Below are 13,146 nucleotides of genomic sequence, written 5' to 3' on the forward strand. Positions count from 1 at the left end.
GTACCTATCGGAGGAAAACGACCATGAGCTATCCCGAACTCCTCACCCCCGAACAGAAACTCGCCGACGGCAAGGCCCGCCTCGGTATCCGCGACGTCGTCGTCCTGTGCGGATCGATGAGATTCGCCGACCAGATGACCGAAGCCGCCATCACCGAGTCCGTCGCCGGGGCGCTCGTCCTGAAGCCCGACTGCAACATGAAGCTCCCGCACCCACTGTGGGCCGACCAGGCCGAGGCGGAGGCGCTGAAGGTGCGCCTGGACGAGCAGCACCGGCAGAAGATCCGCCTGGCCGACCGGGTGCTCGTCATTGGGGATTACATCGGTGACAGCACCCGCGCGGAGATCGCCTACGCCCGTGAGCTGGGCAAGCCGGTCCGGTTCACGCACCCGGATGTCGACCCGGGCACGGCTGTGGAGGTGTCCCGGTGACCGGCCAGCCCGCACCCCTCATCGAGCAGCGGCTCGCCGAAGACGAGACCCCCTGGCACAGCGCGAACGACAGCTACATCCAGCCCGGCGACCGGGTTGCCGAATGGGCGCGCATGGCCCGCCAGCTCGCCTACGACGGACACCAGCACGCCGCCATCGCCGCCCGGCTGTGCGTCGACACCAGCACCGTCGAACGCCTTCTCGCCGGGGAAGTCGAGTGAGGGGCCCGTGCAGCTGCCCGCACTGCACCCGCCCGGTTGCCACGGTCGAGGCGCCCGCGCAGCGGGAGATTGCCCTACCGGACGTGCCGACCCCGATCCGTGTACACACCCCGGACCGGCCGCCGTTCGACTGCACGCTGCACCCGGACGGCGCCCTCACCGCGGTCATCGGCGGCGACCTGCGGCGGAATCTTCTGTCCTTCGCGGACATGCGGGAGCGGAACTGGGCGCACGCCTGGATCGAGTTCAACCCGCTGCCGCTGCCCGAGCCTGCCGCGCTCGATCCGGTGGACGCCGCCGCTGTGCAGGACGCGCTGCTGTGAGCACGACACCGGCCGCCGTGTTGGAGCCACGGCGGCCCGCACCCCCGAGCGTGCCACGCCAGGGGCACTGTCACACCCACCCCATACCATCCCAACTCACCTGACACCTGGAGGAATTGACCATGGCTGACGCTCTGCCCCACGACCCGTACATCACCGCCGTCGCCGACACCCTCGCCGACTACGGCATCACCGTCACCGACGGCGGCACCAGCAGCCCCGACGGCCGCCTCCTCGAAGGCTGGATCCACGTCGACCTCAAGGACATCGACGCCGACACATGGCAGCACGGCGTGTACCTGGGCTGGGACCAGGACCGCGGCTGGCACCTCATCGAGGACGGCGGCGGCCGAAACGTGCACGACCTCGACCTGGCGGGCGTCTTGACGTTCTCCAGCCCGCGGCAGGTGGCGTGCTCGGCCGCGAACGCCCTGCGCGGGCACCTGTCGACGGGCCGCATCTGCAACGACGGCACCTGGTCGTGGGATTCCCGGCCGCTGGAGGCGGCGATCACGGCGTGGGAGACGCAGCCCTGACCGAACGCAGCACCGGCCGTCCCCGCTAACGACGGGGGCGGCCGGCACCCCGACCCTCCCACACCCTCCTGGAGCAGACCATGACCCAGCCCGGCCCGACCGAGACCGCCCGCGCGCTGCTGTGGCGCAGCGGCCTGCCCTCCGAGGTGATCAGCGAGGCGCTTGCCCTGCACGCCCGTGAGATGGCCGCCGCCGCGCCGGACAGGTCCGACCTCCGCGACCGCACCGCTGCCCTCCTCCCGGACGAGGCGGCGAAGCATGTCGTGCGATCCGTCTTCGCGCTGAAGACGCCGTCGCCTGACGGGTCGAAGCACTACCAGGCCGGATGGGACGACGGCCTTGAGGCGGCGATGGAAGCGGCCCGGGACGCGGTGCTGGCCGTGCTGCTGCCGCCGCCCGCCGACCGGGCCGCCGTCCTGACCGAGCCCGAGCGCCAGTTCCTCACCTTCGCGCTCGACCAGGCCGCCGAGGAACTGTCCCTCGGCCGCGGGTTCACCGACGCCGATACCGCCGCGCTGGAGCGGCTGCGCCGTCTGGCTGCCGAGCCGCAGCAGCGCGAGCAGGACCGCGTGTACGCCGCCCAGATCGTCCAGGCCATGCAGGTCAAGCAGGCAGCCATGCGCGCCACCTCCGAGATGCAGCAGCTGGAGCCGATCACCGCCGTCGATCTCACCGATGGCCCGGTCCGTTGCCCCCTCTGCCCGTACCCGGTCACCCTCCGCTTCCCGGCGGGGGCGCGCGCCCACTTCGCCCACGTCCACCCCGAGCAGCGCCTCGAAGGACCCGGTCCGTGGCCGCTGCTGGCGACCGACGAAGCCGGGGCGCAGCAGCAGCCCGACACCGAGCCCCATCACGCCACCACCCACCAGTGGCAGATCGAGACCCACGACCCCTCCACCGACGAATGGCGCGTCGGCGGGTGGTCCGACCTCGACGCCGCGACCGCCGCCATGCAGGCTGCCGCCGAACAGACCCCCGTCTGGCCCGACGGCACGCCTGTGCGGCGGCGCCTCGTCCGGGAGACCACGACCTACACGATCGAGGCCGAGCGCCCCCAGCCCGCGCACCTCGGCGACGGCGCGAACGGCGAGGACTGCCCCGCCTGCCGCCACGCGGACGCCGAGCCGGACTGGCCGTGGGTCTGCCCCGGCACCACCACCGCCTGAGCCGAAGGAGCCCCATGGACCAGCACCAGCGCGCAGCCCGACTGATCGGCCTGCGGCAAACGCCCCGCGCCCCGCGTACCGTCCCCGCGCCGGTACCCGACAGCGTCCTCGCCGACCTCGGCGCGATCGATGCGGCCACCGACGATGCCGCTATCCACGCCGCGACCGCGCGGATTCGGGCGGCCCTCACCGACACGCCCGCGAAGGAGGCGTGACCATGGCCATACCCCACGTCCGTGCCACCCAGTACGCCGTGAACCTCCTCCCCGAGAGCGAGAACACCCTCGGCGGTCACGCCTACGAGATCACCGTCGAGTACCGGGGCCACGACCAGTGGGCGATCCTCCGGGGCCACCAGTGCCTCGGCGCCGACGGCACGTGGGACTGGGAGCCGATCCCCTCCGAACGGGACGACGCATGGCTGACAGGCCACCGCTTCGACCACGACGCCGCGCTCCGCCTCGCCCAGGAGGCCGCGCCTCACGTGGAGGTGAACGGGCGCACGGCCACCGACGCGCTGGCCCGGCTGATCGCCTCGGGGAGGCTCGCCCACACCGGGGGCAACGCGGAGGATTGCCCCGCCTGCTGCGCTGCGGACGCCGAGCCGGACTGGCCGTGGGTCTGCCCCGGGCCCGCCGTCCCGTGCAGCGCCGCCGTCCTGCGCCGCCCGCACCCGCCGCACGACTGGCAGCCCCAGCCCGGCGTCACCCCCGTCCACTGCCCCGGCACAACGCCCGCGAAGGAAGCGTGACCATGACTGACAGGCCCATCCCATTCGAACTCATCCGCGACACCGACGTCTCCGGAGTCAGCGGAACCGGAAAGGTCGCCGAAGGCGCCATCTTCAGCGACGGCGAAGCCGTCATCCACTGGCTCGGCGCTTGGCCCACAACCACCCCGCACCCCAAAGGCATCGCCTCCATCCGAGCCGTCCACGGTCACGGCGGCGCCACCCGCATAGTCCTGCCCGACGACCCGACAGCGCGCCTCGCCCGCATCGCCACCGCCCACAGCAAGCACACCGGGGACGGCGGCCTGACATCGGGCGACTGCAACGAATGCGGCCACCCCCACCCCTGCCCGACCTATGCGTGGGCCACCAGCGAGCGGGACCCGTTGGCGACCTGGGACCCCGCCGACGATGAGGACCCGTCGTGATCAGGGAGGCGGTCGACACCACCGTCACCCTCGGCCGACCGCGTTGCCCGCGCGGCCACTTCCTCCCCGCCGACGACACCTGCCGCTGCCAACAGGACCGCCCCCGCTGGGAGACGGACCTCTGGGGCCAGGGCCTCACCCCCCGGCAACGCCACTCCATCCGCACCATCCCGCTCACCGGGACTCATCTGTGACCCACGCCTGACGCGACCGCCCGTGGTGCCGTCCCTCACGGGCGGCACCACCCCCACCACCGAAAGGCCAGCCGTGACCCACCACATCGAACGCGGACAAACCTATCGAAGCTGCAAGCCCGGCTACGAGGACTTCCGCATCCGCATCACATCCGTCGGCACCGAGACAGCCGGAGCCACCTCCGTCGACGGCGGATGGCCCCTCCTCAACCCCGTACCGCTCTCCAAGCTCCACGCCACCGCCACCACCAAGACGGGCACGCCCCGCCGTACCGGATACGCCCTGGAGCAGCCGTGACCCGTCCCACCGCGTCCACGATCACCGACACCCAACTCGACCGGCTGTACGCCCGACTGGACAGCGCCGAGGCCGCCCTTGAACGCGTCCGCACGGTCGTCGCCCACATCCGGGCCGGGGCAGCCTGGACCCGCAACCCCGACGAAGTCGCCGACCGGCTCAGCGACGCCCTCGACCCGGCACCTGGACCAGCAGCAGACAGCCGGCCCGCCCCGACGCAGCCGGACCCCGACCCCCTCGTCGTACGGGAGTACCGGGCCGACGACGGCACCCGGAAGTGGGTGTTCCGCTGCTGGGGCACCGACACCTGCGACGGCGCACTGTCCCTCGACCACACCAGCCAGCAGTGGGCCGAACGCGCCCGAGACCGACACCTCGCAGAGGAGCCCTCCATGGACGACGACCGCTACGAGGACTTCGAGCACACGGACGTCCCTGACGACTACTGCCCGTTCCACCCCCGAGGCGGCTGCACCCCCGACGACCACTTCCCCGCCGGCAGCGCCACAGCCGGCGGGGAGCGGCCCGGCGCCTGACCTGCATGTGCTGTGCCCGCGTCTCCCCGCCCGAACCCGCCTGCGCCTCGCCGTCCACCGCCGCATCGATCACATGGGCGGATGGCTCGCCGGACACGGCCACCCCCGCGCGGCGGAGGCACTGTGGCGGGCATGCCGGATGCTGTGACACCAGCGCTTGACGGCCGTGGGATCCTGCCCGTAGCCCGCTCGTCTGCCGCGCGAAATCGTGGCCCCCGAGAACCAGTCGGCCGATAGCCGAGCGGGCCCGGCGCCCCGTCCACCCCCGCGGCGGGGCGTTCGGCGTTCCCGCACCCCGCTGTGACCCAGGCCACAGGTGAAGCGCACACATCGAGCAGACCTCGACCCCGAGCGCCTGGAGCATGGGCGCATGACCTACGACCACGCCCTCCACCTCCGCCAGATCACCGACTGGTACGAGCAGGTCCTCCAGCAGCACTACCCGGCCGGACCCGACCGCGGGGCCAAAGAACTCATCCTCGCCACCCACAGGCGCGTCACCGCAGACGCGATCGCAGACCCCACACCCGTCACCCAAGCCGCAGCCGTCCAGTGGGCGCGAGCCGTGCTGATCCTGGCCGACGCCGAACACGACGCCGGGCGCCCCGGCTGGCGGGACGAGTGGACCGACGTCTACGAGTACTACGTCACCAGCAACATCCTCGGCCCCTACGCGCCGGCCGACTCGTAGCCCCGCACAATCCAGGACCCGAGCGCGGCCATGTCGGCGGAAGCCCACACCAACAGGCCCTCCGTCAGGGAGAATTGACGCATGCCTTCCATCGTTCGCGGTATCTGCCCCGGCTGCCACTTCGCGTCCCTCGGCCTGGACGACGACGGCAACGTGCATTGCAGCCGTTCCGCCTGCCCGGCGCCGGACGTGATCACCAGCCTCATGCACGCCAGCACCCACCGGCTTCCTGTCGACGTCGTCGCCTTCCTCGACCCGGCCCCCTACCTGTGCGTCGCCTGCCAGACGGCGGAGCGCGCACAACGCGCGCACGAGGATCACCCGGAGCGGTACCTGGACACCACCGCCCAGAATCTGCACGAGCAGTGCAGGGAGAACCCCTTCACGGGCCAGCCCTGCGACTGCGGCTGCCGGACGGCGGCCACCACGAGGCCGGGAGCTGCTGCAGCCCACCCCTGACCCGCGGCCCCGTCAACGGGTCCATGCGTCCGGGCCGCCCCCGCGCCACTCGATCTCGATCAGCCAGTCCGGGCGCGGCGGCCGGGCAGCTGCACCGCGTTGCTGCTCTGTCTCCCGCTCTTCCTCCTCGGCGATCCACCGGCGGGTGCGCGCGAGGTCCCGTTCCTGAACGCGTTCCAGGAAGCGCAGCAGGTCAAGCCGGGATACAGATTCGCTCACGTGTTCGACTCTATGTCTCGCCGTGCCGACTCGCGCCCCGGGTTCAGATCACAGTTCGTCGGGGCGCAGGTCTCTCACGTGTCGCCAGACGCCCGCACCGTCCGGGGCGTAGAGGGAGCGCCCGCCCGGATACCGGCCGTGATCACTGATGATCGCCGTCCACGGATCATCATCCTGCGCGTCCACTTCGACATGCCACCCGTCCAGGGGCCCGCCGAACAGCTCTACCGTCATGCCGTCATCCATGGGCGCAACGGTAGCCTCGCCCGCTACGCTGGGCGGTCAGAACGTCACTCAGCGCCGGGGAGGCCCCGTGGGAACACCGGACACAGACGCCCCCAAACCGCGCCCCGACTACCCGCCGAAGACACCCCCGCCCCCGAAACGCCCCCTCTCCCCGCCCCGCCCCGAACGCGGCCAGGAGTCCGCTCTGCCCGAGCCTCAGCGCGCCGCGCGCAGCGGCCGTCCCGTCATGAAAGACCGGGCAGGCGCCAACTGGACCTTGGACGCACAGCCCTGGGCAGTGCGCTCGGCACCCGGCAAGGCAGTCGCTGCGGTCACCGAACAGCTCGGCAAGTGGGGGCTCCCGGTCCCCGCCGACCTGGACGCCCTGGTCCGCCACCTCATCACCACGGTCCTTGGCGACGGCGGCCGGCGCGTCAGCCTCCACGCAGCCGAGCAGGATCACCAGGTCCTCATGCTTGCCCTCAGCCACCAGCCGAATCCGCCTGCCCTCGACGGCGAGGTGCTGCCCCGGCTGCGGGAGCTGGGCGCGGTGAGCTGCGGCACGGAGGCCGCCGTGGAGGGGCGTCAGGTGTGGGCGGTCCTTGACCTCGACCCACGCACCGAGCCCGTTGTCAGTGGCGGCCGGTAGCCTGCACGGATCCGACAACGACTAGACAGTCGGGTTTGCTGCTGGTGTCCCGTCCCGGTGTGATGCACCGGGACGGGCTGCTACACCGCCTCGGTGTGCCGGACGATCTTCTTCAGCCCCATCTCCGCCTTGTGCCGGTCGACTCCGGTCTCCGCCGCGAACGCGGTCACACCCTGCTGCACGGCGTGCGCCAACTCGCGCGTGAGCGTACCCTCCTGGATCGCGGTCCAGGCGGAACGCTCCAGCTCCAGCAGGTCAGCGGGGTACTCGGTATCAGCCACGGGGTGGAATCCTACGCCCGGCCCGAACACGCGAACGCCCCGGACGCGGACGTCCGGGGCGCAGCAGAGGTCAGGTCAGGACAGCCGGCCCCGCGCCCCCCTCGGAGCCGCGGCAGGACGACGGCCACGTGCCAGACGCCACGGCCGCCGCTCCGGGGCCGGAACATCCAGTCCCGCAGCACGCCGGGCCAGCTCCACCACCCGCTCCTCCGGCAGGCCCGATGTGGCGACCGCCGTGCGCGCCTTCTCCTCGCAGCCCGGCTGTCCGCAATGGGTGCGGCTGGCGGTCAGGTCGGGGTGGCTGGGGTAGGTCATCGACTCGGGGGGCAGGTAGAGGCAGCTGCACCCGAGGCACACGTACACGGTTCGCATCGCGTCGTTTCCCTTCTCAGCCTTGGCCCGAGCCGTTGCACCGTCCGCAGGGGCCGGTCCAGCGTCGCTCGACGGGTTTCTGTTCGCCGTCGGGTCCGGTCTCTACAGTGTGCTGGACGTGCTCGGTTGTGCCAGTCCCGTTGCAGGCTCCGCATGGGGTGTCCGCCATCGGTCCAGGATGCGGGGGCTCACGGTGCGGGCGCAGCCGGACACGGAAAGTCGTACAAGCCGTCACGGGCGCCACTCCGGCAGGTAGCCGTCCCGGTCCGCGTACGGCAGCGCGAGCACGCACAGCGTCGTGCACGGGCCGTCGTCGCTGGTGTGCTCCAGCTCCCACAGTTCCCAGGGCTGTCCGTCGACCACGGACTTTTCTCCGCTCCCGGTGAGGGCGACGCACTCGTGCGGGCGGGAGTGAGCGTTCACCAGCTGCCGCTTGGCGTCGATCTCCCGCAGCAGCCGCGACGGAACCCCGCAGTCGCAGGCCCCGGTCTCACGCTCGGGATACAGGACGTCCGGCAGCGACTCGCAACCCTTCGCGTGCCACGACTTCTCCGCATACGGGTCGGCCGCACCAGCAGCGTCAGCATCCAACTGCGTGCGCAGCCATATCACCAGGTCATCCATCCTGCGCCTCGGCGACCGGTCCGTACCCGGCGGACTCCAGCGCATCCGTCAGGTCACCGACGTCCGAGCCGGTTCCGTCATTGGCGCCCTCGATCCACTGCCACACGATCCCGAGGATCGCGCGGGCATCGTTCCCGTTGAGGGGCTTCGTCCCCATCTGGCCTTCGATCACTGCTGGCGCTCCTTGGGTTGCGGCGAGGTCGGTTCTCTTCCCCTGCTGCTTCGGGTTGGCCGCGACCCACGCGGCAACCTCGTCAGCTCGGTAGAAGGTTTTGATGGAGCCCTCGACCTTGACTGGCTGAGGGAAGGTCGGGCGGTGGCGGTACGTGTACAGCGTCGACCGCCGAATCCCATACTCCTGCTCAATCTGCTGCGGAGTGATCAAGCGCGGACTCCCCTCGCGTCCAGGGTTCTTGGGCACGCCCCCATCCTTCCCGAACTTCTGGATATTTTCTAGAAGTTCTGCCACTCTGGCACTGCACCAATGGAACGGCCCCGGTCGGTGTGTGAGAGCCCGGCCGGGGCCTGCCGAAGCCCCTGAGCAACCAGGAGAAACGACCGTGACACACGGTACCGACCCCACCCCCGACCAGCCCACCCCGGAGACCGTCACCCACGCGACCGGACTGACCTTCAAGATCATCGACGGCACCAGCAACTTCGCCCGCGTCGCCCGCAACGTCCGCCCCCTCACCATGACCGACGGCACCACATGGACCGTCGGCACCCCCATCGGCTGGCGCCAGCCCGCCGCCTGGCACGACCCCGAGACACCCGAGGAGCGCACCGCCCGCATCCACCGCTACGGCGAGTCCATCGCCCGCCGCGACCGCATCCAGCTCGGCCTGCGCCGCACCCACCGCCCGGCGGCGACCCGTTGACCACTCAGCCACCCGGCCCCGCCGAGGAACTGGACCGCACCCCCCGCCCCAACCCCATCCTCGACAGGCCCGCCACGGTTGAGCAGGCGCAGCAGGACTACGCCGACGCCGCCGACATCCGCCAGCGCCTCGGCTGGGGGAACCGCTGATGGGCCGCATCCGCGACTTCATGCGCACCCTCGCGCCCGTCGACGACCGACGGCTCGCCGCCGAACTGCGCGGGCAGCGCCGCGAACGGCACCGCGACCAGATCCCCAACACCGCCCGCGACGCCGACCGCTGGGAACAGCAGGACCGCGCCCGCGACCGGCACGGCAACCGGCACACCGACTGGACCCGATGAGGACCCCATGAGCAGCCAGGGCACCCACCACTACGTCCTCACCCTGCAAGCCGTCGTCGGTGGGGGCGTCGCCTTCGCCTCCCGGGTCGGCACCGTCACCCCACACCCCGGCGCCACCCGACACGACATCTACCTCGACCTCCGCGCCGAGATCGTCCGCACCAGCCCGGACCTCGCGCAGGGCAGCGTCCTCTTCTTCGACCTCCAGCCCAACCAGCCCTAACCCGCCCCCGAGCGGCCGGGTCGCGCGTACATCCCCCAGCGCGCGGCCCGGCCTCCCCGCTTCCGGAGGAGCACCTATGAACGATCTCGACTTCGCCATCGGCAACTTCGATGAAGAGACCGGATACAGGCGGCTGAACATCCCGGACGGCAGCCACGAAGACGTCGTCTACTTCATCCTCAACGGCAACCGCGTGAAGATCGGTACGACAACCAACCTCCGCAACCGTGTTCGCGCCCTCGCGCTCAAGCCCCGCAACGTCGTCGCCTGCGTACCCGGCGACCGGCGGCACGAAGACGAAATGCACGCCAGGTTCTCCAAGCTGAGGATCGGCGGCACCGAGTGGTTCTCATTCGAGGGCCCAGTCATCGACGCGGTGAACGAGTGGCATGCGCGCGCCATGGTTCTGCGCCGACACGCCAGCGCAAATCTGTTCGAGGCGTCGTCCGGAGCCTGACCCACCTCGCGCTGGCCACCCCACGCGGGGGCCGCCGCCTTTCCCGCTCCCGGAGGAGCACCGTGAACACGCCCCGCCCCACCGGCCGCCGACTCTCCAACCCCACCCGCGCCGCCTGGGCACTCGTCCTCGCCATGCTCCTCGCAGCTGCCGCCTGGTCCCTCTCCGGCCAACTCATCCGCTGGGGCATGAACCCCTGGCTCGCCTGGCCCCTGAGCATCATGTTCGACGCCGCCGGACTCATCTGCGCCACCTACGCCCGCCGCGCCGTCGAACGCGGCACCCCCGCCGGACTCGCCCGCCTCGCCCTCGTCGCCTTCGTCTCCGTCGCAGGACTCCTCAACTGGCACCACGGCTACACCCTCGGCGGACTCCCCGCCGCCGCAGGCTTCGCCTCCCTGTCCGCCGGCGTCGAGCTGCTCTTCGAACTCCACCGCCGCGACATCCGCGACGAACAGCGCGCCGCCCGCGGCCTGATCGCCGAACGCCTCCCGCACATCCCCGCCCTCGGCTGGATCATGTACCCGGGGCGGTCCTGGACGACGCTGCGCAGCGCGGTCGGTGTCCGCCTCGACCTCCTCGACCCCGTCCAGACCGGACACGCCCTCACCCCGCCGGACACCGCCGTCCGACCGGACAACCGTCGCGGCGGGACCGTCCGCTCCGCTGTCCGCGCGGCAGCGGACACCTTCCCCGACGCCAGTGCCGAGGACATCGTCGACCACTTGTCCGCCGCCGGGATCGACACGGACACGGACACCGTCCGCACCGTCCTCGACGAGGACACGGACAACCACCCGGACACGAAGGACAGCAGGTCACCGCGCACACCCGTCCGCCCGGTGCAGCCGATCGCGCCGCCCGGACAGACAGTCGCGGACACCGTCCGGACAGCCCTCGCGTCCGGGATCACGGACAAGGACGCCGTCGTGTCCTACGTCCGCACCATCCACGGACCCTCCGTGTCCGCGGACACCGTGGCCCGGACACGCCGCCGTATCGAGCGCCCCGCCTCATGACCGCCCGAGGCGCGGACGAGCGGCGCGCCCGCGCCTACCTCGACCTCCTCGGCGCCCGCCCCCTCGGCCACCAACCCCCGGAGCCCACCGTGTCCACCCCCGAGCAGCGGCCCGTCACCCCGACCCGCGTCATCCCCGCGGGCGCGCCCCTGCCCGCACGCCCGCCGCAGCACGACGAACACCCGCCCTGGCGGCCACCGCCACCCCCGCCGCCCGCCGGCCACGGCCCGCTCTTCCCACCACCCCCGGCACCCGGACCGATCGAGGTCCGCGTCACCCTCATCCCCCTCACGCCGCCCGAGCCCGAGCCCCGCCCCAGCCTCTGGGCACGGCTGTGGGACCGCCTCGTCACCTGGCGGATGGCCGCCGCCCTCACCCTCGCGCTCACCCCCTGGGCCGGAGGGGAGAGCCCCGTCGGACTCTGGTCCCGCACCGTCCACGCCGCCCGCACCGAGGCCGGGATCGGGGCCGCCTACCTCATCGCCGGAATCGCCGTCACCACCGCCTGGGCCATCGACCGGCGTACCGGCCGCGCGATCCCGCGCTTCCTCCTCGTCACCGCCGGCCTCGGCGCCCTCGGCGTCCTGCACTGGTGGGACCCCATCCTCGCCCTGACCGGAGTACGACCGTGACCGCCACCACCACCCTCACCCTCGGCGGCCTCCTCGCCGCCCTGATCATCCTCACCGCGAACCTGCACCCCTGGTGGACCGGTACCCGGGAGGCCAAGCAACTGAGCGCGTTCAGCAAAGGGACGGCCGGCGGAGTCGGCGCCGCCATGTGCCCCGGCGGCATCCTGGGCTGGGCCCACTCCCGCTCCGGGACCGTCGGCAACGGCGCCGGGGAACGCCTCGGCGCAGCCACGACCGGCACCACCTCCGGCCAGAGCCTGACCAGCGGCCAACTCGTCGGCCTCGGCGCCACCGGAGCCGTCATCGTCGTCATCACCGTGCTCCTCGTCGTCCTCGCCTACAAAGCGGCCGGGAAGAAGGACAAGAGGCGCATCCTGGGCGGCGCGTACGTCGGCTCTACCCTCTGCCTCACCGCGGGCGTGGCGGGCGCCCTGTCCTGGCTGCCCGGGACCCTGAACGCGGCCGGGGACGGCATCGTCGCCGCCATCCAGGGAGCCGGCGTCCTGTGAGCCGCCTCGTCCGCACCGCCGATCGTCTCGGCCGCGGCAGCAGCGTCCTCGCGCGCAGGCTCGCCGCCCGGCACGCGGCCCGCATCAGACGCACCCGCCGCGACGACCTCACCGGACTCACCGCCCGCCTCGGCCCCATCGTCTGGACCCTCGCCAGCATCGCAAGTGTCGTGGTCGTCTTCATGATTGTGCGGGCGCAGCCGCGGCTGATGTGGGTGCTGACCGGCTGCTGGGCCTGTGCCGCCTGGCGCGCCGGGAAGCCCTCCACCGCACCCGCAAAGGAGGAGTCCCCGTTGGCCGAACCGGCTCCGGGTGAGGGTGTCCACCGGTTCCTCCTGGACGTCATGGGAGACGCCGACGAGGTGCAGCTCCGCACCGTCCTCGCGCACCTCCAGGACAGGGGCCAGTGGGAGGGCCGGACGGTGACCCACCTGCGCCGCCACCTGGAGGGGCTGGGAGTGCCCTGCGATCGGGGGGTGAAAGCGGGCGGCCGGTCGCCGACGTGGGGGGTGCGCCGGAGGGATCTCGGCGGCCCCTCCCCGGTCGGCACCCCTGGGGTGTCTCCCGTGCCGTCTACCGCCGCGTGACCTGCGCGTCTACCAGACCGTCTACCACCGTCTACCGCCGGATCTACCGGCCATCTACCCCGGGGCGGGCCGCTCCCATCCGCCAAGAAGAGTGCGGCCCGCACCCCGGTTC

At 72.0% G+C, this 13,146-nt stretch carries 29 protein-coding genes; 23 read left to right on the forward strand and 6 right to left on the reverse strand.

All coding sequences use genetic code 11. The annotated features are described in order from the left end of the window. Nucleotides 1-23: 23 nt before the first annotated feature. The 13 genes from ABZX40_RS13325 to ABZX40_RS13385 all read left to right on the forward strand — a co-directional run bounded on the left by ABZX40_RS13325 (nt 24) and on the right by ABZX40_RS13385 (nt 6,013). On the forward strand, nt 24-431 hold the full coding sequence (locus ABZX40_RS13325; protein WP_355734802.1) for a hypothetical protein: 408 nt from the start codon (nt 24-26) through the stop codon (nt 429-431). After that, entirely contained in the window at nt 428-652 is a 225-nt protein-coding gene (locus ABZX40_RS13330; RefSeq protein ID WP_355734805.1) for a hypothetical protein, read from the forward strand. Before ABZX40_RS13325 ends, ABZX40_RS13330 begins: the two co-directional genes overlap by 4 nt. Nucleotides 653-735: 83 nt before the next feature. Beyond that, the gene (locus ABZX40_RS13335) at nt 736-975 is read left to right on the forward strand and encodes a hypothetical protein (protein WP_355734808.1); all 240 of its coding nucleotides are present in this window, start codon (nt 736-738) and stop codon (nt 973-975) included. Between the two features lie 122 nt (nt 976-1,097). After that, on the forward strand, nt 1,098-1,511 hold the full coding sequence (locus tag ABZX40_RS13340) for a DUF6292 family protein (protein WP_355734811.1): 414 nt from the start codon (nt 1,098-1,100) through the stop codon (nt 1,509-1,511). Between the two features lie 80 nt (nt 1,512-1,591). Next, nucleotides 1,592-2,677: a hypothetical protein gene (locus ABZX40_RS13345; protein ID WP_355734814.1), complete on the forward strand. Its 1,086-nt coding sequence runs from the start codon at nt 1,592-1,594 to the stop codon at nt 2,675-2,677. A gap of 14 nt (nt 2,678-2,691) precedes the next feature. After that, nucleotides 2,692-2,892 (forward strand): hypothetical protein, encoded by a 201-nt coding sequence (locus tag ABZX40_RS13350; protein WP_355734817.1) that lies wholly within the window; start codon nt 2,692-2,694, stop codon nt 2,890-2,892. A gap of 2 nt (nt 2,893-2,894) precedes the next feature. After that, complete coding sequence (locus ABZX40_RS13355) at nt 2,895-3,428, forward strand: hypothetical protein (protein WP_355734820.1); 534 nt, start codon at nt 2,895-2,897, stop codon at nt 3,426-3,428. A gap of 2 nt (nt 3,429-3,430) precedes the next feature. Further along, nucleotides 3,431-3,835, forward strand: a complete 405-nt coding sequence (locus tag ABZX40_RS13360) for a hypothetical protein (protein ID WP_355734823.1) — start codon at nt 3,431-3,433, stop codon at nt 3,833-3,835. Further along, entirely contained in the window at nt 3,832-4,029 is a 198-nt protein-coding gene (locus tag ABZX40_RS13365) for a hypothetical protein (RefSeq protein ID WP_355734826.1), read from the forward strand. Before ABZX40_RS13360 ends, ABZX40_RS13365 begins: the two co-directional genes overlap by 4 nt. 73 nt (nt 4,030-4,102) lie before the next feature. Then, nucleotides 4,103-4,327 (forward strand): hypothetical protein, encoded by a 225-nt coding sequence (locus ABZX40_RS13370; protein ID WP_355734829.1) that lies wholly within the window; start codon nt 4,103-4,105, stop codon nt 4,325-4,327. After that, nucleotides 4,324-4,863: a hypothetical protein gene (locus tag ABZX40_RS13375; protein ID WP_355734832.1), complete on the forward strand. Its 540-nt coding sequence runs from the start codon at nt 4,324-4,326 to the stop codon at nt 4,861-4,863. The genes ABZX40_RS13370 and ABZX40_RS13375 overlap by 4 nt, the downstream gene beginning before the upstream one ends. Before the next feature lie 370 nt (nt 4,864-5,233). Continuing rightward, nucleotides 5,234-5,554, forward strand: a complete 321-nt coding sequence (locus tag ABZX40_RS13380; protein WP_355734835.1) for a hypothetical protein — start codon at nt 5,234-5,236, stop codon at nt 5,552-5,554. Between the two features lie 81 nt (nt 5,555-5,635). After that, the gene (locus ABZX40_RS13385) at nt 5,636-6,013 is read left to right on the forward strand and encodes a hypothetical protein (protein WP_355734838.1); all 378 of its coding nucleotides are present in this window, start codon (nt 5,636-5,638) and stop codon (nt 6,011-6,013) included. A 12-nt stretch (nt 6,014-6,025) separates the two neighbouring features. Here the strand turns inward: ABZX40_RS13385 and ABZX40_RS13390 are convergent, their stop codons facing one another. Further along, complete coding sequence (locus tag ABZX40_RS13390) at nt 6,026-6,232, reverse strand: hypothetical protein (protein WP_355734841.1); 207 nt, start codon at nt 6,230-6,232, stop codon at nt 6,026-6,028. 48 nt (nt 6,233-6,280) lie between these two features. After that, nucleotides 6,281-6,478, reverse strand: a complete 198-nt coding sequence (locus ABZX40_RS13395) for a hypothetical protein (protein WP_355734843.1) — start codon at nt 6,476-6,478, stop codon at nt 6,281-6,283. Nucleotides 6,479-6,545: 67 nt separating this feature from the next. Here ABZX40_RS13395 and ABZX40_RS13400 point away from each other — a divergent pair, with 67 nt between their 5' ends. After that, nucleotides 6,546-7,106 carry a hypothetical protein gene (locus tag ABZX40_RS13400; protein WP_355734846.1) on the forward strand — a complete coding sequence of 187 codons (561 nt, stop codon included), beginning with the start codon at nt 6,546-6,548 and terminating at the stop codon, nt 7,104-7,106. Nucleotides 7,107-7,186: 80 nt separating this feature from the next. Here the strand turns inward: ABZX40_RS13400 and ABZX40_RS13405 are convergent, their stop codons facing one another. The 4 genes from ABZX40_RS13405 to ABZX40_RS13420 all read right to left on the reverse strand — a co-directional run bounded on the left by ABZX40_RS13405 (nt 7,187) and on the right by ABZX40_RS13420 (nt 8,804). Further along, on the reverse strand, nt 7,187-7,387 hold the full coding sequence (locus ABZX40_RS13405; RefSeq protein ID WP_355734849.1) for a hypothetical protein: 201 nt from the start codon (nt 7,385-7,387) through the stop codon (nt 7,187-7,189). 75 nt (nt 7,388-7,462) lie between these two features. Next, nucleotides 7,463-7,759, reverse strand: a complete 297-nt coding sequence (locus tag ABZX40_RS13410) for a hypothetical protein (protein WP_355734851.1) — start codon at nt 7,757-7,759, stop codon at nt 7,463-7,465. Nucleotides 7,760-7,990: 231 nt separating this feature from the next. Next, on the reverse strand, nt 7,991-8,383 hold the full coding sequence (locus tag ABZX40_RS13415) for a DUF6221 family protein (RefSeq protein WP_355734854.1): 393 nt from the start codon (nt 8,381-8,383) through the stop codon (nt 7,991-7,993). Further along, on the reverse strand, nt 8,376-8,804 hold the full coding sequence (locus tag ABZX40_RS13420) for an AlpA family phage regulatory protein (RefSeq protein ID WP_355734857.1): 429 nt from the start codon (nt 8,802-8,804) through the stop codon (nt 8,376-8,378). The genes ABZX40_RS13415 and ABZX40_RS13420 overlap by 8 nt, the downstream gene beginning before the upstream one ends. Before the next feature lie 139 nt (nt 8,805-8,943). Here ABZX40_RS13420 and ABZX40_RS13425 point away from each other — a divergent pair, with 139 nt between their 5' ends. From ABZX40_RS13425 to ABZX40_RS13465, 9 genes are all read left to right on the forward strand, one after another. After that, the gene (locus tag ABZX40_RS13425) at nt 8,944-9,264 is read left to right on the forward strand and encodes a hypothetical protein (protein WP_355734859.1); all 321 of its coding nucleotides are present in this window, start codon (nt 8,944-8,946) and stop codon (nt 9,262-9,264) included. Further along, a complete protein-coding gene (locus ABZX40_RS13430; protein WP_355734862.1) occupies nt 9,261-9,413 on the forward strand; it encodes a hypothetical protein in 153 nt (50 codons plus the stop codon). The genes ABZX40_RS13425 and ABZX40_RS13430 overlap by 4 nt, the downstream gene beginning before the upstream one ends. Beyond that, nucleotides 9,413-9,607, forward strand: a complete 195-nt coding sequence (locus tag ABZX40_RS13435) for a hypothetical protein (RefSeq protein WP_355734865.1) — start codon at nt 9,413-9,415, stop codon at nt 9,605-9,607. The genes ABZX40_RS13430 and ABZX40_RS13435 overlap by 1 nt, the downstream gene beginning before the upstream one ends. A 7-nt stretch (nt 9,608-9,614) precedes the next feature. Then, on the forward strand, nt 9,615-9,830 hold the full coding sequence (locus ABZX40_RS13440) for a hypothetical protein (RefSeq protein WP_355734868.1): 216 nt from the start codon (nt 9,615-9,617) through the stop codon (nt 9,828-9,830). A 76-nt stretch (nt 9,831-9,906) separates the two neighbouring features. Beyond that, on the forward strand, nt 9,907-10,287 hold the full coding sequence (locus ABZX40_RS13445; protein ID WP_355734871.1) for a GIY-YIG nuclease family protein: 381 nt from the start codon (nt 9,907-9,909) through the stop codon (nt 10,285-10,287). A 62-nt stretch (nt 10,288-10,349) separates the two neighbouring features. Then, nucleotides 10,350-11,306 (forward strand): hypothetical protein, encoded by a 957-nt coding sequence (locus ABZX40_RS13450; protein ID WP_355734874.1) that lies wholly within the window; start codon nt 10,350-10,352, stop codon nt 11,304-11,306. Next, on the forward strand, nt 11,303-11,938 hold the full coding sequence (locus ABZX40_RS13455) for a hypothetical protein (protein ID WP_355734877.1): 636 nt from the start codon (nt 11,303-11,305) through the stop codon (nt 11,936-11,938). The genes ABZX40_RS13450 and ABZX40_RS13455 overlap by 4 nt, the downstream gene beginning before the upstream one ends. After that, complete coding sequence (locus tag ABZX40_RS13460; protein ID WP_355734880.1) at nt 11,935-12,447, forward strand: hypothetical protein; 513 nt, start codon at nt 11,935-11,937, stop codon at nt 12,445-12,447. The genes ABZX40_RS13455 and ABZX40_RS13460 overlap by 4 nt, the downstream gene beginning before the upstream one ends. Next, on the forward strand, nt 12,444-13,034 hold the full coding sequence (locus ABZX40_RS13465) for a hypothetical protein (RefSeq protein WP_355734883.1): 591 nt from the start codon (nt 12,444-12,446) through the stop codon (nt 13,032-13,034). Before ABZX40_RS13460 ends, ABZX40_RS13465 begins: the two co-directional genes overlap by 4 nt. The last annotated feature ends 112 nt before the right edge of the window (nt 13,035-13,146 follow it).

The sequence above is a fragment of the Streptomyces sp. NPDC004610 genome (genome assembly GCF_040609715.1).
Classification (GTDB): Bacteria; Actinomycetota; Actinomycetes; order Streptomycetales; family Streptomycetaceae; genus Streptomyces.